22 protein-coding genes are annotated in these 24,878 nt (G+C 52.7%); 15 read left to right on the top strand and 7 right to left on the bottom strand.

What is annotated here, in order from left to right:
• The first annotated feature begins 112 nt into the window (after positions 1 to 112).
• The 8 genes from rluE (at position 113) to roxA (ending at position 7,965) form a co-directional block, all read left to right on the top strand.
• Complete coding sequence (rluE, locus tag OGX92_RS20895; protein WP_063941459.1) at positions 113 to 736, top strand: 23S rRNA pseudouridine(2457) synthase RluE; 624 nt, start codon at positions 113 to 115, stop codon at positions 734 to 736.
• A 13-nt stretch (positions 737 to 749) separates the two neighbouring features.
• Entirely contained in the window at positions 750 to 1,211 is a 462-nt protein-coding gene (locus OGX92_RS20890; protein WP_008784446.1) for an NUDIX hydrolase, read from the top strand.
• Between the two features lie 53 nt (positions 1,212 to 1,264).
• Positions 1,265 to 2,371: a tRNA 2-thiouridine(34) synthase MnmA gene (gene mnmA / locus OGX92_RS20885; RefSeq protein WP_003832402.1), complete on the top strand. Its 1,107-nt coding sequence runs from the start codon at positions 1,265 to 1,267 to the stop codon at positions 2,369 to 2,371.
• Between the two features lie 34 nt (positions 2,372 to 2,405).
• Complete coding sequence (gene hflD, locus OGX92_RS20880) at positions 2,406 to 3,047, top strand: high frequency lysogenization protein HflD (RefSeq protein WP_003832401.1); 642 nt, start codon at positions 2,406 to 2,408, stop codon at positions 3,045 to 3,047.
• A gap of 3 nt (positions 3,048 to 3,050) precedes the next feature.
• Entirely contained in the window at positions 3,051 to 4,421 is a 1,371-nt protein-coding gene (gene purB / locus OGX92_RS20875) for an adenylosuccinate lyase (RefSeq protein WP_003832400.1), read from the top strand.
• 195 nt (positions 4,422 to 4,616) lie between these two features.
• A complete protein-coding gene (phoP, locus tag OGX92_RS20870; RefSeq protein ID WP_193135038.1) occupies positions 4,617 to 5,291 on the top strand; it encodes a two-component system response regulator PhoP in 675 nt (224 codons plus the stop codon).
• Entirely contained in the window at positions 5,288 to 6,751 is a 1,464-nt protein-coding gene (gene phoQ / locus OGX92_RS20865; protein WP_149335809.1) for a two-component system sensor histidine kinase PhoQ, read from the top strand. The genes phoP and phoQ overlap by 4 nt, the downstream gene beginning before the upstream one ends.
• A gap of 92 nt (positions 6,752 to 6,843) precedes the next feature.
• Positions 6,844 to 7,965, top strand: a complete 1,122-nt coding sequence (roxA, locus tag OGX92_RS20860; RefSeq protein ID WP_003030786.1) for a [50S ribosomal protein L16]-arginine 3-hydroxylase — start codon at positions 6,844 to 6,846, stop codon at positions 7,963 to 7,965.
• Between the two features lie 102 nt (positions 7,966 to 8,067).
• On the opposite strand, the gene pepT is transcribed toward roxA, so the two are convergent.
• Positions 8,068 to 9,294 (bottom strand): peptidase T, encoded by a 1,227-nt coding sequence (gene pepT / locus OGX92_RS20855; RefSeq protein ID WP_003832289.1) that lies wholly within the window; start codon positions 9,292 to 9,294, stop codon positions 8,068 to 8,070.
• A 250-nt stretch (positions 9,295 to 9,544) separates the two neighbouring features.
• Here pepT and potA point away from each other — a divergent pair, with 250 nt between their 5' ends.
• The 4 genes from potA to potD are packed head-to-tail and all read left to right on the top strand — an operon-like array spanning position 9,545 to position 13,372.
• Positions 9,545 to 10,681, top strand: a complete 1,137-nt coding sequence (potA, locus tag OGX92_RS20850) for a spermidine/putrescine ABC transporter ATP-binding protein PotA (protein ID WP_003832287.1) — start codon at positions 9,545 to 9,547, stop codon at positions 10,679 to 10,681.
• Positions 10,665 to 11,522 carry a spermidine/putrescine ABC transporter permease PotB gene (potB, locus tag OGX92_RS20845; protein ID WP_003832285.1) on the top strand — a complete coding sequence of 286 codons (858 nt, stop codon included), beginning with the start codon at positions 10,665 to 10,667 and terminating at the stop codon, positions 11,520 to 11,522. Before potA ends, potB begins: the two co-directional genes overlap by 17 nt.
• Entirely contained in the window at positions 11,519 to 12,298 is a 780-nt protein-coding gene (gene potC, locus OGX92_RS20840; RefSeq protein ID WP_003030794.1) for a spermidine/putrescine ABC transporter permease PotC, read from the top strand. Before potB ends, potC begins: the two co-directional genes overlap by 4 nt.
• 27 nt (positions 12,299 to 12,325) lie before the next feature.
• Positions 12,326 to 13,372: a spermidine/putrescine ABC transporter substrate-binding protein PotD gene (gene potD, locus OGX92_RS20835; RefSeq protein ID WP_220395346.1), complete on the top strand. Its 1,047-nt coding sequence runs from the start codon at positions 12,326 to 12,328 to the stop codon at positions 13,370 to 13,372.
• Between the two features lie 102 nt (positions 13,373 to 13,474).
• On the opposite strand, the gene cobB is transcribed toward potD, so the two are convergent.
• The 5 genes from cobB to lolC form a co-directional block, all read right to left on the bottom strand.
• Entirely contained in the window at positions 13,475 to 14,296 is an 822-nt protein-coding gene (gene cobB / locus OGX92_RS20830) for a Sir2 family NAD+-dependent deacetylase (protein ID WP_003832281.1), read from the bottom strand.
• A 15-nt stretch (positions 14,297 to 14,311) separates the two neighbouring features.
• Complete coding sequence (gene nagK / locus OGX92_RS20825) at positions 14,312 to 15,223, bottom strand: N-acetylglucosamine kinase (RefSeq protein ID WP_126956049.1); 912 nt, start codon at positions 15,221 to 15,223, stop codon at positions 14,312 to 14,314.
• 89 nt (positions 15,224 to 15,312) lie between these two features.
• Positions 15,313 to 16,557 carry a lipoprotein-releasing ABC transporter permease subunit LolE gene (lolE, locus tag OGX92_RS20820; protein WP_003030804.1) on the bottom strand — a complete coding sequence of 415 codons (1,245 nt, stop codon included), beginning with the start codon at positions 16,555 to 16,557 and terminating at the stop codon, positions 15,313 to 15,315.
• On the bottom strand, positions 16,557 to 17,258 hold the full coding sequence (gene lolD / locus OGX92_RS20815) for a lipoprotein-releasing ABC transporter ATP-binding protein LolD (protein WP_003832278.1): 702 nt from the start codon (positions 17,256 to 17,258) through the stop codon (positions 16,557 to 16,559). Before lolD ends, lolE begins: the two co-directional genes overlap by 1 nt.
• The gene (gene lolC, locus OGX92_RS20810) at positions 17,251 to 18,450 is read right to left on the bottom strand and encodes a lipoprotein-releasing ABC transporter permease subunit LolC (RefSeq protein WP_286587025.1); all 1,200 of its coding nucleotides are present in this window, start codon (positions 18,448 to 18,450) and stop codon (positions 17,251 to 17,253) included. The genes lolD and lolC overlap by 8 nt, the downstream gene beginning before the upstream one ends.
• Positions 18,451 to 18,711: 261 nt before the next feature.
• Between lolC and OGX92_RS20805 the strand changes: the two genes are divergently transcribed.
• The 3 genes from OGX92_RS20805 (at position 18,712) to ldtC (ending at position 24,462) form a co-directional block, all read left to right on the top strand.
• Positions 18,712 to 19,776, top strand: a complete 1,065-nt coding sequence (locus OGX92_RS20805) for an acyltransferase family protein (RefSeq protein ID WP_003832275.1) — start codon at positions 18,712 to 18,714, stop codon at positions 19,774 to 19,776.
• Between the two features lie 118 nt (positions 19,777 to 19,894).
• Positions 19,895 to 23,341, top strand: a complete 3,447-nt coding sequence (mfd, locus tag OGX92_RS20800; protein ID WP_286587018.1) for a transcription-repair coupling factor — start codon at positions 19,895 to 19,897, stop codon at positions 23,339 to 23,341.
• Between the two features lie 155 nt (positions 23,342 to 23,496).
• Complete coding sequence (gene ldtC, locus OGX92_RS20795; protein WP_126318429.1) at positions 23,497 to 24,462, top strand: L,D-transpeptidase LdtC; 966 nt, start codon at positions 23,497 to 23,499, stop codon at positions 24,460 to 24,462.
• An 86-nt stretch (positions 24,463 to 24,548) separates the two neighbouring features.
• Here ldtC and bhsA read toward each other — a convergent pair whose 3' ends face one another.
• Positions 24,549 to 24,806, bottom strand: coding sequence for a multiple stress resistance protein BhsA (bhsA, locus tag OGX92_RS20790; RefSeq protein ID WP_003030810.1), 258 nt, complete (start codon positions 24,804 to 24,806; stop codon positions 24,549 to 24,551).
• Between the last annotated feature and the right edge of the window lie 72 nt (positions 24,807 to 24,878).

The raw sequence follows: 24,878 nt of genomic DNA, 5'->3' as shown, positions 1-24,878 counted from the left end.
CTTTTTGTTAATGATTTGTAATGAGCGTGTCAATACTACCCTATTGTTCGCCGCCATGAAAGACACTCGTTCTTAGGCTATAATGCGGCAATTGATATAATCTGAAAATACCATGCAAAAAACTTCTTTTAGAAATCACCGGGTTGAGCGATTCAGCTCACGACAAGTCACTAAGCAGCGTAAAGAAAACCAGCCAAAACGCGTGGTTTTGTTCAATAAACCCTACGATGTTTTGCCACAATTTACTGACGAGGCTGGCAGAAGCACGTTAAAAGATTTTATTCCCGTGCCGGGAATTTATGCGGCGGGCCGACTCGACCGGGACAGCGAAGGGCTTTTGGTGCTAACCAATGACGGCGCGCTGCAGGCGCGGTTAACGCAACCCGGTAAGCGTACCGGGAAAATTTATTACGTCCAGGTTGAAGGCGAGCCGACAGCAGAAGCGCTGGACGCCCTGCGTAACGGAGTAACGCTCAATGATGGCCCCACGCTACCCGCAGGCATTGAAGTAGTAGAGGAACCCGTATGGCTGTGGCCGAGAAATCCGCCGATTCGGGAACGGAAAAACATTCCCACCAGCTGGTTGAAAGTTACCTTATATGAAGGCCGCAACCGTCAGGTACGTCGTATGACAGCGCATGTTGGATTTCCTACGCTGCGCCTCATCCGCTATGCCATGGGGGATTACACGCTGGACAACCTCGCCAATGGCGTGTGGCGGGATGCAACTAACTGAATAAGGAACAGGTATGTTCAAACCACACGTTACGGTCGCCTGCATTGTGCATGCAGAAGACAAATTTTTAGTCGTTGAGGAAACAATCAATGGCAAAGCCCTGTGGAATCAACCTGCCGGGCACCTGGAAGCGGATGAAACTTTAGTGCAAGCCGCCGCTCGCGAGCTGTGGGAAGAGACAGGTATCAAAGCACAGCCACAACATTTCATTCGAATGCATCAATGGATTGCGCCGGACAGAACGCCCTTTTTGCGTTTTCTTTTCTCTATCGAGCTTGCCAATATGTGCGCTACAGAACCCCATGACAGCGATATAGATTGCTGTCGCTGGGTCAGCGCAGAAGAGATTTTCTCTGCGCCAAACCTGCGTTCGCCGTTGGTTGCAGAGAGTATTCGCTGTTATCAGAGCGGACAGCGCTACCCACTGGCCATGATCGGCGAATTTAACTGGCCGTTTACAGAGGGTGTCAAGTAAAGGGCTGCGTGCTAGAATATGCCGCCTTGAAGTTCAATGTCGTGAGTATTCCTATGTCTGAAAGCCCAAAAAAAGTGATCGTCGGCATGTCCGGCGGTGTCGATTCCTCCGTTTCTGCCTGGCTGTTACAACAACAGGGCTATCAGGTAGAAGGCCTGTTCATGAAGAACTGGGAAGAGGACGATGGCGAGGAATACTGCACAGCGGCCGCCGACCTTGCGGATGCGCAGGCTGTCTGTGACAAACTCGGCATTGAACTGCATACCGTCAACTTTGCCGCAGAATACTGGGACAACGTCTTTGAACTGTTCCTTGAAGAGTACAAAGCGGGCCGTACGCCGAACCCGGATATTCTGTGCAATAAAGAAATTAAGTTTAAAGCCTTCCTTGAGTTTGCCGCAGAAGATTTAGGTGCCGATTACATCGCCACCGGTCACTACGTGCGTCGCGCGGATGTCGACGGCAAAAGCCGCCTGCTGCGTGGGCTCGATGGCAATAAAGACCAGAGTTATTTCCTCTATACGCTCGGCCATGAGCAAATCGCGCAAAGCCTGTTCCCGGTCGGTGAACTGGAAAAACCGCAGGTGCGTAAAATTGCCGAAGATCTTGGTCTGATTACAGCCAAGAAAAAAGACTCCACCGGCATCTGCTTCATTGGCGAACGTAAGTTCCGCGAGTTTCTTGGTCGTTACCTGCCGGCTCAGCCAGGCAAAATCATCACCGTTGACGGCGAAGAGATTGGCCAGCATCAGGGGCTGATGTACCACACTCTGGGTCAGCGTAAAGGTCTGGGTATTGGCGGAACGAAAGAAGGGACAGAAGATCCATGGTATGTGGTGGATAAAGACGTTGAGAACAACATTCTGGTTGTCGCTCAGGGTCATGAACATCCACGTCTGATGTCCGTTGGGCTGGTGGCGCAACAGCTGCATTGGGTCGATCGCGAACCGTTCACCGGTACCATGCGCTGCACGGTGAAAACCCGCTATCGTCAGACCGACATTCCGTGCACCGTTAAGGCACTGGATGCTGAGCGTATTGAAGTCATTTTCGACGAGCCAGTCGCGGCGGTCACGCCGGGTCAGTCGGCTGTCTTTTACAATGGCGAAGTGTGCCTCGGCGGCGGCATTATCGAACAACGATTGCCTCTGCCGGTATAATTACTTACACATTTGATACAAGGAAGCAGTGAACGTGGCAAAGAATTATTATGACATCACCCTCGCCCTGGCAGGCATTTGTCAGTCGGCACGCCTGGTGCAGGAACTGGCGCACCAGGGGCATTGTGATGCCGATGCATTACACGTTTCACTGAACAGTGTCATCGACATGAATCCCAGCTCTACGCTGGGCGTGTTTGGCGGCAGCGAAGCCAATCTGCGTCTTGGCCTTGAAACGCTGCTTGGCGTACTGAACGCCAGCAGTCGTCAGGGACTGAACGCGGAACTCACCCGCTATACGCTAAGCCTGATGGTGCTGGAGCGTAAGCTGTCAGCGGCCAAGGGCGCTATGGACACGCTGGGAGACCGTATTAGCGGCTTGCAGCGCCAACTAGACCATTTTGATTTGCAGTCAGAAACGTTGATGAGTGCGATGGCTGGCATTTATGTTGACGTCATCAGCCCACTCGGCCCGCGTATTCAGGTCACGGGTTCCCCGGCCATCCTTCAGAGCCCACAAGTACAGGCTAAAGTACGCGCTTCGCTGTTGGCTGGCATCCGTGCTGCCGTGCTCTGGCATCAGGTTGGTGGAGGCCGTCTGCAACTCATGTTTTCTCGTAATCGCCTGACGACTCAGGCAAAACAAATTCTTGCTCATTTAACCCCGGAGTTGTGATCTATGGAATTATCCTCACTGACCGCCGTTTCCCCTGTCGATGGACGCTACGGCGATAAAGTCAGCGCGCTGCGCGGGATTTTCAGCGAATACGGTTTGCTGAAATTCCGCGTACAGGTTGAAGTACGCTGGCTGCAAAAACTGGCCGCGCACGCAGCGATCAAGGAAGTTCCTGCTTTTGCTGCCGACGCAATCGGTTTCCTTGATGCGATCGTCGCTAACTTCAATGAAGAAGATGCTGCGCGCATCAAAACCATTGAGCGTACGACCAACCATGATGTGAAGGCAGTTGAGTATTTCCTGAAAGAGAAAGTGGCGGATATCCCGGAACTGCACGCTGTTTCCGAATTTATCCACTTTGCGTGTACTTCAGAAGACATCAACAACCTGTCTCACGCGCTGATGTTGAAAACCGCACGCGACGAAGTGGTTCTGCCGTACTGGCGTAAGCTTATCGACGCGGTGAAAGATCTGTCTGTACAGTATCGCGATATTCCTCTGCTCTCCCGTACCCACGGTCAGCCAGCCACCCCTTCTACGCTAGGCAAAGAAATGGCTAACGTGGCTTACCGTATGGAACGTCAGTATCGTCAGCTCAACCAGGTTGAAATTCTTGGTAAGATCAATGGTGCAGTCGGTAACTATAACGCCCACATCGCCGCTTACCCGGAAGTTGACTGGCATCAGTTCAGCGAAGAGTTTGTCACCTCGCTGGGCATCCAGTGGAACCCGTACACCACGCAGATTGAGCCGCACGACTACATTGCCGAGCTGTTTGACTGCATCGCCCGTTTCAACACCATCCTGATCGACTTTGACCGCGATGTCTGGGGTTACGTGGCGCTGAACCATTTCAAACAGAAAACCATCGCGGGTGAAATCGGCTCTTCCACCATGCCGCACAAAGTTAACCCCATCGATTTCGAAAACTCCGAGGGTAACCTGGGTCTGTCTAACGCGGTTCTGCAGCACCTGGCGAGCAAACTGCCGGTCTCCCGCTGGCAGCGTGACCTGACTGACTCTACCGTTCTGCGTAACCTGGGCGTAGGTATTGGCTATGCGCTGATCGCGTATCAGTCCACGCTGAAAGGCGTGAGCAAACTGGAAGTGAACCGCGATCATCTGCTGGATGAACTGGATCATAACTGGGAAGTTCTGGCAGAGCCGATTCAGACCGTGATGCGTCGCTACGGTATTGAGAAGCCGTACGAGAAACTGAAAGAGCTGACCCGCGGTAAGCGCGTTGACGCCGAAGGTATGAAGCAGTTTATCGACGGTCTGGCGCTGCCGGAAGAAGAGAAAACTCGCCTGAAAGCAATGACGCCTGCCAATTATATTGGTCGCGCCATCACCATGGTTGATGAACTGAAGTAATCTGTTTGATGCCGGAGCGTGCTTGAGCCTGTTCCGGTCTTCCGTTCATATCGTAGTAAGCCGGAAAGCATCAGCGCTTCCGGCTTTTTTATTGTCCGCGAGATTATCCCTTTCCCCGGTTTATTAAATGTTTATCCCCACAGCCACATAATCAGCGTTAAACTATTCATACCATTATTTTAGGGAGAAACGATGATGCGCGTACTGGTTGTCGAGGATAATGCTTTATTACGCCACCACCTCAAGGTTCAGTTACAGGATTTAGGGCATCAGGTGGATGATGCAGAAGATGCGAAGGAAGCGGACTATTATCTGAATGAACATCTGCCGGATATCGCGATCGTTGATTTAGGACTCCCCGATGAAGATGGTTTGTCGCTGATCCGCCGCTGGCGCAGTAATGAGGTTTCGCTGCCGATTCTGGTATTAACCGCGCGCGAAGGCTGGCAGGACAAGGTGGAAGTCCTCAGCGCTGGCGCTGACGATTATGTCACCAAACCGTTTCACATCGAAGAAGTGGCTGCGCGCATGCAGGCACTGATGCGCCGCAACAGCGGTCTGGCATCGCAAATTATCTCCCTTCCGCCTTTTCAGGTGGACCTCTCTCGACGCGAGTTATCCGTCAATGATGAAGTTATCAAGCTCACTGCGTTTGAATACACCATTATGGAAACGCTCATCCGTAATAATGGCAAAGTGGTCAGTAAAGATTCGCTCATGCTGCAGCTTTATCCGGATGCCGAGCTGCGCGAAAGTCACACCATTGATGTTCTAATGGGACGTCTGCGTAAGAAAATACAGGCGCAGTATCCGGACGACGTCATCACCACCGTGCGTGGTCAGGGATATCTTTTTGAACTGCGCCAATGAATAAACTATTGCGTCATTTTTTTCCATTATCGCTGCGGTTGCGCTTTTTACTGGCAACCGCAGGCGTGGTGTTGGTGCTTTCGCTGGCCTACGGCATGGTTGCCCTGGTGGGCTACAGCGTCAGCTTTGATAAGACAACGTTCCGCCTGCTGCGGGGTGAAAGTAATCTGTTTTATACCCTGGCAAAGTGGGAAAACGGCAAGATAAACGTCGAGCTGCCTGAACATCTCGACATGCAAAGTCCAACAATGTCGCTGATCTATAACGAAAGCGGTGAGTTGTTGTGGGCGCAGCGCAATGTTCCCTGGTTGACGCAAAGTATCCAACCTGACTGGCTAAAAACGAACGGTTTTCATGAAATTGAAGCCAATGTAGACGCCACCAGCACTTTACTGGGCGAAGATCACTCCGCTCAGCAGCAGTTAAAAGAAGTCAGAGAAGATGATGACGACGCCGAAATGACCCACTCCGTGGCGGTGAACGTCTACCCCGCCACAGCCAGAATGCCGCAACTGACTATTGTGGTTGTCGACACCATTCCTATAGAGCTAAAGCGCTCGTATATGGTCTGGAGCTGGTTTATTTATGTCCTGGTCGCCAATCTGTTGCTGGTCATTCCGCTGTTATGGGTGGCCGCCTGGTGGAGCCTGCGGCCAATTGAGTCGCTAGCGCGTGAAGTCCGTGAGCTTGAGGAACATCATCGTGAGATGCTAAACCCCGCCACCACACGCGAATTGACCAGCCTGGTTCGCAATCTCAATCGACTTTTAAAAAGCGAACGTGAGCGCTACGATAAATACCGCACCACGTTAACCGATCTCACCCATAGCCTGAAAACGCCACTAGCGGTACTGCAAAGTACGCTGCGCTCAATGCGTAACGAAAAGATGAACGTCAGCGACGCAGAGCCTATCATGCTGGAACAAATCAGTCGTATTTCCCAACAGATAGGCTATTACCTGCATCGCGCCAGTATGCGTGGCAGCAGTGCCCTACTCAGCCGCGAGCTGCACCCGGTCGCGCCGTTGCTGGATAAGCTCACCTCGGCGCTGAATAAAGTGTATCAGCGTAAAGGGGTCAACATTAATCTCGATATCTCACCTGAGATCAGCTTTGTGGGTGAACAGAATGACTTTGTCGAGGTGTTGGGCAACGTCCTGGATAACGCCTGTAAATATTGTCTGGAGTTTGTCGAGATTTCGGCGCAACTGTCTGAGGATCAGCTGCATATTCTGGTCGAAGACGATGGTCCTGGTATTCCGCAAAGCAAACGGGAAGTGGTGTTTGACCGTGGACAGCGCGTAGATACACTACGTCCCGGACAAGGCGTCGGTCTGGCGGTGGCGCGAGAAATCACCGAACAGTATGACGGGCAAATTATTGCTGGTGATAGCCTGCTGGGTGGAGCGCGCATGGAAGTTATTTTTGGCCGCCAGCAGCCGGGCCAGAAAGACGAGTAATCGTCGCATGTAATAAATATGTACTGACTTCACGCTTGAGGTTAAGTATCCGTTATAATCGGTTGCAGATACCAGCCTGCGGGATGCTCACTATGGAATACCAACTCACACTTAACTGGCCCGATTTTCTTGAACGCCACTGGCAGAAACGCCCGGTGGTCTTAAAACGCGGGTTTAACAACTTTATCGACCCACTCTCTCCTGACGAACTGGCTGGACTGGCAATGGAAAGCGAAGTCGACAGCCGACTCGTCAGCCATCAGGATGGTAAATGGCAGGTTAGCCATGGTCCCTTCGAAAGCTACGACCATCTTGGCGAGAACAACTGGTCTTTGCTGGTGCAGGCGGTCAACCACTGGCACGAACCTACCGCCGCGCTGATGCGCCCGTTCCGTGAATTACCGGACTGGCGTATCGACGATCTGATGATTTCTTTCTCTGTACCCGGCGGCGGCGTTGGCCCACACCTGGATCAGTACGATGTATTTATCATTCAGGGAACCGGTCGTCGTCGCTGGCGCGTAGGCGAAAAGCTGCAGTTGAAGCAGCACTGCCCTCACCCGGATCTTCTTCAGGTCGACCCGTTCGAAGCCATCATTGATGAAGAGCTGGAACCCGGCGATATCCTGTACATTCCACCGGGATTCCCGCACGAAGGCTATGCGTTAGAAAACGCGATGAACTATTCGGTTGGCTTCCGCGCGCCAAACACTCGCGAGCTGATCAGCGGGTTCGCCGATTACGTTTTGCAACGCGAACTGGGCAGCACCTATTACAGCGATCCTGACCTGCCACCGCGCGATCATCCGGCAGATGTTCTGCCGCAGGAAATGGACAAGCTGCGCGAAATGATGCTGGGTCTGATTAATCAGCCAGAACATTTTCAGCAGTGGTTTGGCGAGTTTATCTCTCAGTCTCGTCATGAGCTGGATATTGCCCCGCCGGAGCCACCGTATCAGCCAGACGAAATTTATGATGCCCTGAAACAAGGTGATGTGTTAGTGCGTCTGGGCGGATTGCGCGTATTGCGCATTGGCGATGACGTCTACGCTAACGGTGAGAAAATTGACTCGCCACATCGTCCTGCGCTGGAAGCGCTGGCCAGTCATATTGTGCTGACGGCTGAGAACTTTGAGGATGCGCTGGAGGATCCTTCTTTCCTTGCCATGCTTGCCGCGCTGGTCAACAGCGGGTACTGGTTCTTCGAAGGGTAATGCGGACTGTGCCTGATGCGACGCCATGCGTCTTATCAGGCCTACTGGAGTGAAATATTGTAGGCCGGATAAGCAAAGCGCCATCCGGCAACTACACATGCTTTATTTTTGTTTCGCGGCCAATTCAGCAATACGCACAATCACCTGCACCGCTTTTTCCATTCCTTCCAGCGTCACAAACTCATGCTTGCCATGATAGTTGTAGCCGCCGGTGAACAGATTCGGACACGGTAATCCCATAAACGACAGCTGCGCGCCGTCAGTGCCGCCACGGATCGGTTTCAGCACCGGCTCAATATCACAATCGCGCATCGCCTGCTGGGCGATATCCAGCACGTACGGATGCTCAATCACTTTTTCGCGCATATTGTAGTAACTGTCTTCAATCACCAGTTCGATATAGCAGTCTGGGTGTAACCCTTTGCCAACCTTCTTGGCGATATCCATGATCTTGCGTTTACGCGCTTCAAACTGCTTACGGTCAAAATCACGAATAATGTAGTGCATATCCGCCCGATCGACCGTCCCTTTCATGCTCGCCAGATGATAAAAGCCTTCATAGCCTTCCGTCTTTTCAGGGCTTTCATCTGCCGGAACCTCAGCGTGAATACGCGCCGCCAGGGACAGCGCATTCACCATCACCCCTTTTGCGGTGCCGGGATGCACATTGTTGCCAACAATTTTGATATTAACCGACGCGGCGTTGAAGTTTTCAAACTCCAGCTCACCTACGCCACCACCGTCAACGGTATAGGCCCACTGCGCATCGAATGCCGCAACGTCAAAATGCTTCGCCCCTTTACCCACCTCTTCGTCCGGCGTAAAGGCCACGCGGATATCACCGTGCGGAATATTTTTTTGGATAAGCACAGCCAGTGCGGTCATGATTTCCGCCACGCCTGCTTTATCATCCGCGCCCAACAACGTTTTACCGTCTGTGGTGATCAGCGTCTGACCCAGAAGTTGATGCAGCACCGGGAACATCACCGGCGATAAAACTTCATCACCAATGCCTAACGCAATATCGCCACCGCGATAGTTTTCAACGATTTGCGGATTGACATTTTTACCGCTGAAATCCGGTGAGGTATCCACATGGGAAATAAAGCCGATCGCAGGAATATTACCAGCAACGTTAGCAGGTAACGTTGCCATCAGCGTGCCTTTTTCGCTCAGTGAAATATTAACCAGCCCCATCTCTTCGAGCTGTTGTTTGAGCAGTTGTAATAATTTCCACTGTCCTTCGGTGCTGGGTACCTGCCGCACGCCCGATTTTGATTGGGTGTCCAGCGACACGTAGTGTAAAAAACGCTCAAGTAGTTTATCCATGCAGTCACCCTCACTTTTTGTGACAACATTATCAATAAGCAACAAAAGACAAATATTGCGTCAGGTCACTTTTATCCCCGCAAGTGAGAATATTTCGCCCTGACATCCCCTCTGACTATAGGGCTAAGTCAGTAATTCGCAACAAGGATTGGCGATTACAATGGTTTGCCGTAGAATAACGGCCCTCATTAAGAGTCATCAAGGTGGTTAACCACAAACCCCGCATCGGTCAGCCATCCGTTGCGTTTACATGGGACAGAGTAAAAAATTGAATAAACAACCGCGTTCGCTTTCTCCACTGGTGCAATTAGCGGGAATTCGCAAAAGTTTCGATGGCAAAGAGGTGATTTCCAGCCTGGATTTGACCATCAATAATGGCGAGTTTCTTACGCTGCTTGGCCCCTCTGGCTGCGGTAAAACAACCGTTCTTCGCCTGATTGCCGGTCTGGAAACGGTTGATTCCGGTCATATTTTGTTGGACAACGAGGACATCACTCACGTTCCAGCGGAAAATCGCTACGTGAATACCGTCTTCCAAAGCTATGCGCTATTCCCCCACATGACTGTGTTTGAGAATGTGGCCTTTGGTTTGCGCATGCAAAAAACGCCCGCAGCCGACATTTCTCCCCGCGTTACCGAAGCCCTGCGCATGGTGCAACTGGAAGAGTTTGCCCAGCGAAAACCGCATCAACTTTCCGGCGGACAGCAGCAGCGCGTAGCGATTGCCCGAGCAGTGGTCAACAAACCCCGCTTACTCTTGTTAGATGAATCCCTCTCTGCGCTGGACTACAAGCTGCGTAAGCAGATGCAGAACGAACTGAAAGCGCTGCAGCGTAAGCTTGGTATCACTTTTGTCTTTGTCACACACGATCAGGAAGAAGCGCTGACTATGTCTGACCGCATCGTGGTGATGCGCGATGGTAAGATTGAGCAGGACGGTACGCCGCGCGAAATCTACGAAGAGCCAAAGAATCTGTTTGTCGCCGGGTTTATCGGCGAGATCAATATGTTTAACGCCACGGTGATTGAACGTCTGGATGAACAACGTGTTCGTGCTAACGTTGAAGGCCGCGAGTGCAATATTTATGTCAACTTCGCGGTAGTTCCCGGACAAAAGCTGCACGTTCTGTTACGCCCTGAAGATTTACGCGTTGATGAAATCAACGATGATAATCATATCGAAGGCCTGATCGGCTACGTGCGCGAACGCAACTACAAAGGCATGACGCTGGAGTCGGTTGTAGAACTGGAAAATGGCAAGATGGTGATGGTCAGCGAATTCTTCAACGAAGATGATCCTGACTTTGACCACTCGCTCGACCAGAAAATGGCAATTAACTGGGTAGAAAGCTGGGAGGTCGTACTGGCTGATGAAGAGCACAAGTAAATTCCAGAGTGTGGTGATCTTCACCATTGTCGGTTGGCTTGTGTTATTTGTCTTTCTGCCCAACCTGATGATCATCGGCACCAGCTTTTTGACCCGTGACGACGCCAATTTCGTCAAAATGGTCTTTACGCTGGAGAACTATACGCGTCTGCTCGATCCGCTCTATTTTGAGGTGCTGGTTCACTCCCTCAATATGGCGCTGATTGCCACGCTCGCCTGTCTGGTACTCGGCTACCCGTTTGCCTGGTTTTTGGTGAAACTGCCGGAAAAAGTACGCCCGCTGCTGCTATTCCTGCTGATTGTTCCGTTCTGGACCAATTCCCTTATTCGCATCTACGGACTCAAAATTTTCCTCAGTACCAAAGGCTATCTCAACGAGTTTCTGTTATGGCTCGGCGTTATCGATACACCCATTCGCATTATGTTTACCCCCAGCGCGGTGATTATCGGGCTGGTATACATCCTGCTGCCGTTTATGGTGATGCCGCTCTATTCCAGCATTGAAAAGCTCGATAAACCGCTGCTGGAAGCCGCACGCGATTTAGGTGCCAATAAGCTTCAGACCTTCACTCGCATCATTATTCCGTTGACGATGCCGGGGATTATCGCCGGATGCCTGCTGGTCATGCTGCCCGCAATGGGGCTGTTTTACGTTTCCGACTTAATGGGCGGTGCGAAAAACCTGCTGATTGGTAACGTAATTAAAGTTCAGTTCCTGAACATCCGCGACTGGCCGTTTGGTGCAGCCACCAGCATTACGCTGACCATCGTGATGGGTCTGATGCTGCTGATCTACTGGCGCGCCTCCCGCTTACTGAACAAGAAGGTGGAACTCGAATGATCGGTCGACTGCTTCGCGGCGGTTTTATGACCGCTATCTACGCGTATCTGTATATTCCAATCATCATTCTGATTGTGAACTCCTTTAACAGTTCGCGCTTTGGCATCAACTGGCAGGGTTTTACTACCAAATGGTACGGCCTGCTGATGAATAACGACAGCCTGTTGCAGGCAGCACAGCACTCGCTGACGATGGCGGTGCTATCCGCCACGTTTGCCACCTTGATCGGCTCACTTACTGCGGTTGCGCTGTACCGTTACCGTTTTCGCGGTAAACCGTTCGTCAGTGGCATGCTGTTCGTGGTGATGATGTCGCCGGATATTGTGATGGCAATATCTCTGCTGGTGCTGTTTATGCTGATCGGCATTCAACTGGGTTTCTGGTCGCTGCTGTTCTCGCATATCACTTTTTGTCTGCCTTTTGTGGTGGTGACGGTTTACTCTCGCCTGAAAGGTTTTGATGTCCGCATGCTTGAGGCGGCTAAAGATTTGGGTGCCAGCGAAGTAACTATTCTGCGCAAGATAATACTACCACTGGCTATGCCTGCGGTGGCTGCGGGTTGGTTGCTGAGTTTTACGCTGTCGATGGATGATGTTGTTGTTTCATCTTTCGTCACCGGACCGGGTTATGAAATTTTGCCATTAAAAATCTACTCAATGGTTAAAGTCGGCGTATCACCAGAGGTGAACGCGCTGGCGACCATTTTGTTGGTTCTGTCGCTGGTTATGGTGATTGCCAGCCAGCTTATTGCACGTGATAAAACCAAGGGCCGCTAAGGCCCTTAATTCAGGGGACGTTAAATGATGAAAAAATGGTCACGCCACCTGCTCGCGGCGGGTGCTCTGGCACTGGGCATGAGCGCCGCTCACGCGAATGACAACAACACGCTCTATTTCTATAACTGGACTGAATACGTACCACCGGGTCTGCTGGAACAGTTCACCAAAGAAACCGGCATTAAGGTTATCTATTCGACCTACGAGTCGAATGAAACCATGTACGCCAAGCTCAAAACCTATAAAGACGGCGCATACGATTTGGTGGTTCCGTCCACCTATTACGTCGATAAAATGCGTAAAGAAGGCATGATCCAGAAGATCGACAAATCGACGTTGACCAACTTCCACAACCTCGATCCGGAAATGCTCAACAAGCCGTTTGACCCGAACAATGACTACTCCATCCCGTATATCTGGGGTGCGACGGCCATTGGCGTCAACAGCGATGCTATCGATCCTAAAACCGTCACCAGTTGGGCCGATCTGTGGAAGCCGGAGTACAAAGGCAGTCTGCTGTTAACCGATGATGCGCGAGAAGTGTTCCAGATGGCGCTGCGCAAGCTGGGATATTCCGGCAATACCACCGTTCCTAAAGAGATTGAAGCCGCCTATAACGAGTTGAAGAAGCTGATGCCTAACGTTGCGGCATTTAACTCTGACAACCCGGCCAACCCGTATATGGAAGGCGAAGTTAATCTGGGGATGGTGTGGAACGGCTCCGCGTATGTTGCGCGTCAGGCGGGCACACCGCTGGAAGTGGTATGGCCGAAAGAAGGTGGCATTTTCTGGATGGACAGCCTGTCTATTCCGGCTAACGCGAAAAACAAAGAAGGTGCACTGAAGCTGATTAACTTCCTGCTGCGCCCGGACGTGGCGAAAGAAGTCGCAGAAACTATCGGTTACCCGACGCCAAACCTGGCAGCACGCAAGCTGTTAAGTCCTGAGGTCGCGAACGACAAAACGCTCTACCCTGATGCAGAAACCATCAACAAAGGGGAATGGCAGAACGATGTCGGTTCCGCCAGTGCTATCTACGAAGAGTATTATCAGAAGCTAAAAGCAGGACGCTAATTCAGCGTTGTAAGGAATGCCCGATGGCGCGACGCTTATCGGGCCTACATAAATGCAAACCGTAGGCCGGATAAGGCATTTGCCGCCATCCGGCAAAAAAAATCACAGCCCTTTCAATAACTTCTCAACAAACTCAGGCACTACCTGGCTTGCCGGACCGTAATACTTCTCTTCAAACTCGCTGCCTACCTGGCTCGGTTCGAGATTTAGTTCTACCGTATGTGCCCCATGCAGCCGCGCCTCATGCACAAAACCCGCTGCCGGATAAACATGTCCCGATGTGCCAATCGCAATGAACACATCTGCCATTGCCAGTGCCATATAAATTTCATCCATACCCAGCGGCATTTCACCAAACCACACTACGTGTGGTCGCAGCGGTGCCGGAAACTGGCAGCAATGACATTTATCTTCCGGGGTCACATCGCCCGTCCATTCCAGAATCTGCCCGCTTTGCGAACAGCGAACTTTGAGCAACTCGCCGTGCATATGGATAACGTTCTGGCTGCCCGCACGCTCATGCAGATTATCAATGTTCTGCGTCACCAGTAAAAAACGATCGCCCAACTCGGCTTCGAGTTTTGCCAGTGCGATATGCGCCGCGTTGGGCTGGATTTCCGGCTGTTGCAACTGATGGCGACGGGCGTTATAAAACGACTGAACCAGTTCCGGGTTTCGACTAAATCCTTCCGGAGTCGCAACGTCCTCTACCCGATGTTCTTCCCAGAGACCATCCGCCGCGCGGAATGTTCGAATTCCTGACTCAGCGGAGATTCCCGCTCCAGTCAGTACCAGCACTCTTGGTTTTTCCATCAATTCAGGCACCACTCTGTCTCTGAAAAAGATTCGTTGACGCAGGCGATCGCGCAAATGGCGTTTATTTTTACGAAAGCGGCTTAACCGATGACCCCGACGCGACAGCATAACAACCTCTTTGTATTAATCGGTAAGATGTAGGAAAGCAGCCCCGCGCATCCCGCCGGCATCACCGTGCCGTGCCTGCTCAATACGCGGTACCCGGGCAACCGGCAGCAGATGACGCGGCAATCGGTTCGTCAGTTGCGTCGTAATAGCGGTAAAATTCGACAAGCCTCCGCCAATCACCACCAAATCAGGATCGACGATAGTCAGGATATTCCCAAGACACACCGCCAGCAAATCCAGATAGCGTTCAACGTGGGCCAGCGCGTGCTCATCACCCTGCTCCCACAGCGCGATAATTTCGCGGGCATCCAGCGGTTGATGGTAGTAATGCTGATACAACCACGCAAATCCACCGCCGGAAAGATAGCTTTCGATGCATCCCAGTTGACCGCATCCGCAGCGGCGCAGCGGGAAATCAAAGCCCATCAGCGTCAGCGCATCAACCGGCAAACGAATATGACCAAACTCACCGGTGATATAGCTGCGTCCGGTGATGGATTTCCCGTTAAGCACCAGGCCGCCGCCGACGCCCGTACCGAGGATCAACCCCATCACCAGCGGATACTGGGTGAACTCGTCATCCCAGGCTTCGGAGAGAGCAAAACAGTTCGCATCGTTATCCAGACGCACATCGCGGTCAAGGCGAGCGCTGAGATCGGCGCGGAGCGGTTTGCCACTGGCGGCAGGAACGTTGGCCGCGTACAGCGTGCCGTCTTCGGTTTCCGGCATGCCCGGAATGCCGATGCCTACCGAACCTTTGATGCCAAACCGCTGATCCGCTTCCGTCACCAGATTGCAGACCGCATCAAGGAAAGCGTCGTAGCTGTCGCGAGGCGTAGGAACGCGAGTTTCCCATTGCAGACGACGTTGCTTATCAAACACGCCCAGCGCAATTTTGGTCCCGCCGATGTCAAATCCGTAATACATCACCGCTCCTTGATACACGTCATCCTTCAAGATGCCTCTGCGTTGGCTACGCCTTGATGCAGCATGAATGCTGTCGTGTATTATTGTTGTTATTGGCCGCTAAGTACTCTCGCAGGATCAATATTGCTGGCGCGACGCGCCGGATACCAACTTGCCAAAAGACTCAGCACGAGTGCTGTCACCAGCACGTAAATCACATCCAGCCAGTGTAATTCCGATGGCAGGAAGTCAATGAAATAGATATCGCCGGACAGGAACTGATGGCCGATAAGCGCCTCAATCCCGTTTATGATCGGCGTCAGTTGCAACGAGACAACCACCCCGATGACAACGCCTATCAGGCTACCGAACAGACCCGCCAGCAGGCCGTACCAGACAAAAATGGCACGGATCAACCCATCTTTCGCCCCGAGTGTTCTTAATACCGCAATATCGCCACTTTTGTCTTTTACCGCCATCACTAACGTGGAAACGATATTAAAACAGGCCACGCCAATCACCAGCACCATAGCCAGATACATAATGGCGCGGATCATTTGAATATCGCGGTACATATAGCCGTAGGTGCCAATCCAGCTCTTGATGTAAACATAGTTATTGGTGACTTCACCCGCGTCTCGCACCAGCTTATTGGCGTTAAACACGTCGTTAACCTTCAGCGCGATCCCGGAAACGCTGGTTCCCATATCGAGATATTGCTGCGCATCTTCCATTGGGATCATGGCAAAGCTGTGATCGAGCTGACCGCTCAGTTGCAGGATCCCCGTCACGTGCAAACGCACGCGTTTAGGCTGCTGTAGCTTATGATCCGCACTGGCGTTAGGGATCATAATCGACACCCAGTCGCCCTGCTTCACCTTCAGCGCATCGGCAATACCCTTACCAATGATGATTTGTTGTTCACCGGCTTTAAAATTATCCCAGGCGTGGTTTTGCACAAAGGATGGCAGCGCGCTTAAACGCTGTTCCTGTTTCGGGTCAACGCCCTTCACCTGCACCGCGCGTAAGTTCGCCCCGCTCTCCACCAGTCCGGTAAAGTTGATATAAGGCGCCGCGGCGACAATACCCGGCACTTTTTGTACCTTGTCGAGCGCTTCCTGCCAGTTATTCCACGGTTGATTTACGGCTTCAATCTCTCCGTGTGGGACTACGGCCAGAATACGGTTGTTCAGCTCACGCTCAAATCCGTTCATGGCACTTAAACCGACGATCAGCACCGCCACACCCAACGCGATGCCAACGGTAGATATCACCGAAATCAAAGAAACCATACCGCCGCGACGCCGACCACGGCTAAAGCGCAGACCAATCAATAACGATAAAGGCGAAGCCATTACTCAGCTCCCATCAGGCTCAGTTCAGCCGTCAGGCGACCATCGCGCATTTCAAGCTGGCGACTCATCCGCTTCGCCAGTTGCAGATCGTGCGTCACCACCAGAAATGCCGTGCCCTGAGAGCGGTTCAGCTCGCCCAGAAGCTCAAAAATGCTGTCCGCGTTACGCGCATCCAGGTTACCTGTTGGCTCATCTGCCAGGACCAGGCGCGGGTTATTCACCAGCGCACGCGCGATGGCCACACGCTGGCGTTCGCCGCCAGACAGTTCAGACGGGCGATGACTGGCACGATGATCCAGCCCTACTGCTTTCAGCATATCCCGTGCGCGCTCGGTGATTTCAGCCGGTTTTTTCTTGCCGATCAGCAGCGGCATCGCTACGTTTTCCAGCGCGGTAAAATCCGGCAGCAAATGGTGGAACTGGTAAATAAAGCCCAGCTTCTGATTACGCAGTTCCGCTTTCGCCGCCGACGAGAGCTTGCTCATTGGCTGACCGCTAAAAATGACGTCGCCGGAAGTCGGGGTATCCAATCCACCTAACAGATGCAGCAGCGTACTCTTGCCGGAGCCGGAGCTGCCGACAATCGCCATCATCTCACCTTCACCGACGCAAAAACTGACATCGTGCAGTACATCGGTCTGCACAGTGCCTTCCTGATAGCGTTTGCACAGGTTGTCGCATTGCAGCAGGATCTTATTCATAACGTAAAGCCTCAGCGGGTTGAGTGGCGGCAGCGCGCCAGGAAGGATAAAGCGTAGACAGCAGCGCGATGGCCATCGCCACCAGCGCAATGACGATAACCTGCAGCGGCTCGATAGCGACCGGCAGCGCAGCGCCATCCAGCAGCACACCAATAATTGGCATCAGATTGTTCAGTTGGCTGGCGAGCAATGCACCCAGTACAGCGCCCAGCAGCGCGCCAATCACCCCGGCACTGGCCCCCTGAACCATAAACACCATCATTATCTGCCGCGGCGTTAGCCCCTGCGTTTGTAAAATCGCCACTTCCCCTTGCTTCTCCATTACCATCAGACCCAGCGAGGTAATAATATTAAAAGCCGCCACCGCCACGATCAGGCTAAGCAGCAGCCCCATCATGTTCTTTTCCATGCGCACGGCCTGGAACAGTTCCCCTTTGCGCTCGCGCCAGTCCTGCCATTTGGTACCTTGCGGCAGCGTTTGCTGGCTCAGCGTGTCAACTTTTAACGGTTCGTTCAGCCACAGACGCCAGCCAGTGATATTACCCACCGGATAGCGCATCAGACGCGAGGCATCCTGAATGTTGGTCAGCATCTGGTAGCCATCGACTTCGCTGTTGGCGGCGAAAGTGCCAATCACCGTAAACAAACGCTGGCTCGGCAAACGCCCCATCGGCGTAAACTGGCTGGCCGAGGGCACCATCACACGGATTTGATCGCCACGGTTCACGCCCAACTGCCCGGCAAGCTGCTCGCCGAGGATGACATTATACTTACCCGGTTGCAGATCTGTTTGCTTCACATTGACCAGATACGGCGTTAACGGATCTTTTTGTGCCGGATCGATACCGAGCATCACGCCGACCGCCACGCTACGCGCGCTTTGCAGCACCACATCTCCCGTAGTTATGGGTGCAACGCGGTTGACGCCGTTCAACACCACCGCTTTTTCCGGCAGTTGTTGCGGGTTGAGGGAACCCTGTTCAGACGAGAGTACGGCCTGAGGCATCAGGCCAAGAATATTGTTTTGCAGCTCGCGCTCGAAACCGTTCATCACCGACAACACCGTGACCAGCGCCATTACCCCGAGAGTAATGCCTATGGTGGAGAGCCGGGAAACGAAGCGACCGAAGCGATCTGCTGCACGCCCACGCATATAACGCAGGCCGATGAATAGAGCGACAGGTTGGTACATGAAATCCGTCTGGTTGCTGTTAGCAAAGTCACGAGTATATAAGCGAAAGCGGAATGGGTAAATGACTGAACCGTAAGTGTTCGTCAGCACTATTCCTAAAAGTATAAATAAATCAATTCGCTAAAGTTGTCCCTCTTCCCTTCAGCCCGGGTCCCTGATCTTTATCTTAAAAAAACAAAATGCAGACAGTTACGCATTACAGCGCACAGCGGGTTGCGCAGGATGGCAGGCTATAGCCAACAATATGGATACGCCGTCTCGATGAAGAAAAAAGAACTATGGATTAATCAAATCAAAGGGTTATGTATTTGTCTGGTGGTGATTTACCACTCGGTAATCACATTTTACCCGCACCTTACTACTTTTCAGCATCCGCTTTCAGAGCTGCTGAGCAAATGCTGGATTTACCTCAATTTGTACCTGGCGCCATTTCGCATGCCGGTGTTTTTCTTTATTTCGGGATATCTGATCCGTCGCTACATTGATAGCGTCCCGTGGACAACCTGCGTGGAAAAACGGATCTGGAGCATTGCCTGGGTGCTGGTACTTTGGGGTGTGGTGCAATGGCTAGCGTTAGTCGCGCTCAATAACTGGTTGGCCCCACAGCGCGATCTGAGCCATGCCGCCAACGCCGCTTATGCCGATTCGATCACAGGTTTTACCCACGGAATGCTGACCGCCAGCACCAGCTTGTGGTATCTGTATGCGCTGATTGTCTATTTTGTTCTGTGTAAGATTTTCAGCCGCTGGGCGGCGCCGCTGTTGGCGTTATTTGTGGTGCTGAGCGTGGCGATCAATTTTGTCCCGACGCCGTGGTGGGGAATGAACAGCGTGATTCGCAATCTGCCCTGGTACAGCCTCGGTGCATGGTTTGGCGCAACGCTGATGGTATGGATCAAGGAGGTGCCTCTGCGCCGCCATGCGGTCATTGTTCTGGTTAGCGCAATCGCCGCCGTCGTCGCGTGGCTGGCAAATGTCTCACTATTACTTTCTCTGCTTTCCATTGTGCTGATCATGAAGCTGTTTTATCAATTTGAGCTGCGCTTTGGTATGCGTGAGTCCGGCCCGTTAAGCGTGATTGGTGCCAATACCATTGCCATCTACACCACCCACCGTATTTTGGTTGAGCTGTTCAGCTTAACGCTAATCCCTAAAATCAATTATACCGCCTGGCCTGCCTATGCGGAGCTGGCCCTGCTGCTGGTGTATCCGTTCGCCTGCCTGCTGCTGTGCACCTTGTTTGGCCTGTTGGTACGTAAAATTTCACAAAAAACAGTGGCCGATCTGCTCTTTTCCCCGCCTTCTTTATCGGCTGTCTCGCGCTAACCCCTACGCGCTTTTTGCCCCCATCAGGGGGCGAATCAATTTGCTTATGAGAAACGATCACGGATAATAAAGAACATTGCTTATCAGATGTATATCTAAACGAGATCCTGACAACCGAATGCCTGAACAACATCGTTATACGCTCCCGGCGAAAGCTGGCGATCAGCGCCAGTTAGGTGAGCTTACCGGTGCAGCCTGCGCAACGCTGGTCGCCGAAATCGCCGAACATCACGCGGGTCCAGTGGTCCTGATCGCGCCGGACATGCAAAATGCGCTGCGTCTGCATGATGAAATTCGTCAGTTTACCGACCAGATGGTGATGAACCTGGCCGACTGGGAAACGCTACCCTACGACAGCTTTTCTCCCCATCAGGAGATTATCTCCTCGCGGCTCTCCACGCTGTATCAACTGCCTGCCATGCAGCGCGGCGTGCTGATCGTTCCGGTAAATACACTGATGCAGCGCGTTTGTCCGCACAGCTATCTGCACGGCCATGCGCTGGTCATGAAAAAGGGCCAGCGACTTTCACGTGACGCTCTGCGTGAACAGCTGGACAGTGCGGGCTATCGCCATGTTGATCAGGTCATGGAACACGGCGAATACGCCACCCGCGGCGCGTTGTTGGATTTGTTCCCGATGGGCAGCGAGTTGCCTTATCGTCTGGATTTCTTTGATGACGAAATCGACAGCCTGCGTCTGTTTGATACCGACACCCAGCGCACGCTGGAAGAAGTCGATGCCATTAATTTGCTTCCCGCGCACGAATTCCCGACTGACAAAACGGCCATCGAGCTATTCCGTAGCCAGTGGCGCGATACCTTTGAGGTGAAACGCGACGCCGAACATATTTACCAGCAGGTTAGCAAAGGCACGTTACCTGCGGGTATTGAATACTGGCAACCGCTGTTTTTCTGCGAGCCGCTGCCGCCGCTGTTCAGCTACTTCCCCTCCAATACATTATTGGTGAATACCGGTGATATCGAGACCAGCGCAGAACGCTTCCAGGCCGATACCCTGTCACGCTTTGAAAATCGCGGTGTTGATCCGATGCGCCCGCTTCTGCCGCCGGAATCGCTGTGGCTGCGGGTTGATGAGCTGTTTTCTGAACTTAAACGCTGGCCGCGCGTTCAACTGAAAACCGAGAGTCTGGCGAACAAAGCAGCAAATACCAACCTCGGGTTCCAGAAGCTGCCGGATATTGCCGTTCAGGCGCAGCAAAAAGCGCCGTTAGATGCGTTACGTAAATTCCTTGAAGGCTTCACCGGTCCGGTGATTTTCTCGGTGGAAAGTGAAGGCCGCCGTGAAGCGCTTGGCGAACTGCTCGCCCGTATCAAAGTGGCGCCGAAGCGGATATTGCGACTCGATGAAGCCGTAGATAACGGTCGTTATCTGATGATTGGCGCAGCTGAGCACGGCTTCATCGATAGCAAACGCAATCTGGCGCTGATTTGTGAAAGCGATCTGCTTGGGGAACGCGTGGCGCGCCGCCGCCAGGATTCTCGTCGCACCATCAACCCGGATACGTTAATTCGTAACCTCGCAGAGCTGCATCCCGGTCAACCGGTGGTGCATCTGGAGCACGGCGTGGGTCGTTATGCCGGTATGACCACGCTGGAAGCGGGCGGCATCACCGGTGAATACCTGATGCTCACTTATGCCAACGACGCCAAACTGTACGTGCCGGTGTCGTCACTGCATCTGATCAGCCGCTATGCCGGTGGCGCGGAAGAGAATGCGCCGCTGCATAAACTTGGCGGCGATGCCTGGTCACGCGCCCGACAGAAAGCCGCTGAGAAGGTGCGCGATGTTGCGGCAGAGCTGCTGGATATTTATGCCCAGCGCGCGGCGAAAGAAGGCTTTGCCTTTAAGCATGACCGTGAACAGTACCAGCTGTTTTGCGACAGCTTCCCGTTTGAAACCACGCCTGACCAGGCGCAGGCGATTAACGCGGTACTCAGCGATATGTGTCAACCGCTGGCCATGGACCGTCTGGTGTGCGGCGACGTCGGCTTTGGTAAAACCGAAGTCGCGATGCGCGCGGCCTTTCTCGCCGTAGAGAACCACAAGCAGGTTGCCGTGCTGGTGCCGACCACTCTGCTCGCACAGCAGCACTTCGACAACTTCCGCGACCGCTTTGCCAACTGGCCGGTACGCATTGAGATGTTGTCCCGTTTCCGTAGCGCCAAAGAGCAAGCGCAGATTCTGGAGCAAGTTGCCGAGGGAAAAATTGATATTCTCATCGGCACGCACAAACTGCTGCAAGCGGATGTGAAGTTAAAAGATCTGGGTCTGCTGATTGTCGATGAAGAGCACCGTTTCGGCGTTCGCCACAAAGAACGCATCAAGGCGATGCGCGCAGATGTCGATATTCTGACCCTGACGGCAACGCCAATTCCACGTACGCTCAATATGGCAATGAGCGGCATGCGCGATCTGTCGATTATCGCCACACCACCCGCTCGTCGTCTGGCGGTCAAAACCTTCGTGCGCGAATACGACAATCTGGTGGTACGCGAGGCGATCCTGCGTGAAGTTCTGCGCGGGGGACAAGTTTATTATCTGTTTAACGACGTCGAAAACATCCAGAAAACCGCTGACAGGCTGGCTGAACTGGTGCCGGAAGCGCGTATTGGTATCGGTCACGGACAAATGCGCGAGCGCGAACTGGAACGCGTGATGAACGATTTCCACCATCAGCGTTTTAACGTGCTGGTGTGTACCACCATTATCGAAACCGGGATCGACATCCCCACCGCTAACACCATCATCATCGAACGAGCGGATCACTTCGGTTTAGCGCAATTACACCAGCTGCGCGGTCGTGTGGGACGTTCTCACCACCAGGCTTACGCCTGGCTGCTGACGCCGCATCCGAAAGCAATGACCACCGACGCGCAAAAACGTCTGGAAGCCATCGCCTCGCTGGAAGATTTGGGCGCAGGTTTTGCGCTGGCGACCCACGACCTCGAAATTCGCGGCGCCGGGCAATTACTGGGTGAAGATCAGAGTGGTTCCATGGAAAGCATCGGCTTCTCACTGTATATGGAACTGCTGGAAAACGCGGTCGATGCGCTCAAAGAAGGGCGTGAGCCGTCACTGGAAGATCTCACCAGCCAGCAAACCGAAGTTGAACTGCGCATGCCGTCTCTGCTGCCGGATGACTATATCCCGGATGTAAACACCCGACTGTCGTTCTACAAGCGCATTGCCAGTGCGAAAGGCGAAAACGAACTGGAAGAAATTAAGGTTGAGCTGATAGACCGTTTTGGCTTGCTGCCCGACCCGGCTCGTACGCTGCTGGATATCGCCCGTTTACGCCAGCAGGCGCAGAAACTGGGGATCAGAAAGCTCGAAGGCAATGAAAAAGGCGGTACCATTGAATTTGCCGAGAAAAACCACGTCAACCCGGTCTGGCTGATTGGTTTACTGCAAAAGCAGCCGCAGCACTTCCGTCTGGACGGTCCAACCCGGCTGAAATTCATGCAGGAGTTGAGCGAGCGTAAAACGCGGATCGACTGGGTCCGCCAGTTTATGCGTCAGCTTGAAGAAAACGCCGTAGCATAAGCATAGCGAACAGGCCGGGTGAGCACACCACTCACCCGGCCTGATGAATTTACAAACTCTTTGCACTTCCCTGCACTTCCCGACACAGCAAACAGCCATAATTCTCGTTTACTTTTACATAATAAAAACCACGTAAAAACAATGGATTTATGGTGATGTTAAACAATAAACGACTCTCTCGCTGGCTCGCGTTTTTTACGCTTGCAGCGACATTCGCGTTAGCACTTCCGGTTCAGGCAAACACCTGGCCGCTGCCGCCACCGGGAAGCCGTCTGGTGGGTCAGAATGCCGTTCATGTTGTTGAAGACAATGGCGGTTCTCTGGAGGCGATTGCGAAAAAGTACAATGTCGGCTTTCTCGCGCTACTGCAGGCCAACCCTGGCGTTGACCCTTACGTACCACGTCCGGGCAGCGTTTTGACGATCCCGTTACAAACTCTGCTACCTGACGCCCCGCGCGAAGGTATTGTTATCAACCTCGCCGAACTGCGTCTTTATTATTACCAGCCGGGGACCAATTCGGTGACCGTGTATCCTATTGGTATTGGCCAGTTAGGTGGTGACACGCTGACGCCTACGATGGTAACCACCATCTCTGATAAACGCGCCAATCCCACCTGGACGCCAACGGCAAATATCCGCGCGCGATACAAAGCAAACGGGATTGACCTGCCTGCCGTTGTGCCAGCCGGTCCGGATAACCCGATGGGCCATCATGCGATTCGCTTAGCGGCATACGGCGGCGTGTACCTGTTGCACGGTACAAATGCTGATTTTGGCATCGGAATGCGTGTCAGTTCCGGCTGTATTCGTCTGCGCGACGGTGATATCGAAACCCTGTTCCGTCAGGTAACGCCCGGAACTAAGGTCAATATTATCAATACGCCGATTAAAGCATCCGTAGAGCCTAATGGCGTGCGCCTGGTGGAAGTACACCAACCGCTGTCCGAAAAAATCAATGACGATCCGCAACTGCTGCCGATCGTGCTGAACGCGTCCATGCAGACATTTAAAAATGCGGCGCAAACAGATACCGCCGTCATGGATCATGCGATGGAGATTCGCTCAGGCATGCCGGTCGATGTGACCCGTCATCATGACGTTGCTCAACAACCGCTGTAATCGTAGCGTATAAAAAAACCCCCGCTGGATTTTATTCCGCGGGGTTTTTTTATTTAACTCGCAGTGGCATTGCGATGGGTTAAATCTTATTTGTAGATAACAGCAGTTCCGTGAAGAGTGTTAGGACCGGTAACGGAAGTAATACGGAAAGACTTAGCACCCATCTCATCGGCTTTCTGCGCCAGTTGATCTTCCAGAGAACCTAAGTTAGTCCCCGCATTCGCAGAAATAGTACCGACTTTCTCTTGACCCGCAGGAGTGGACTGAACTTCAACAGCGGCAAAACTTGCAAATGACAGTGAGCTAAGAACAGCAGCGACAAACAGTGTTTTTACGTTTTTCATGATAGTGACCTTTAGCAGATGAATGGGTGTCGAAAATATTAACTTAACGATCGATAGGTAAATCATAGATGT

Source organism: Citrobacter sp. Cpo089 (assembly GCF_030332695.1).
Lineage (GTDB): Bacteria > Pseudomonadota > Gammaproteobacteria > Enterobacterales > Enterobacteriaceae > Citrobacter > Citrobacter portucalensis.
Note: the sequence above shows the minus strand (reverse complement) of the source record. Positions and strands in the feature narration are given on the sequence as shown.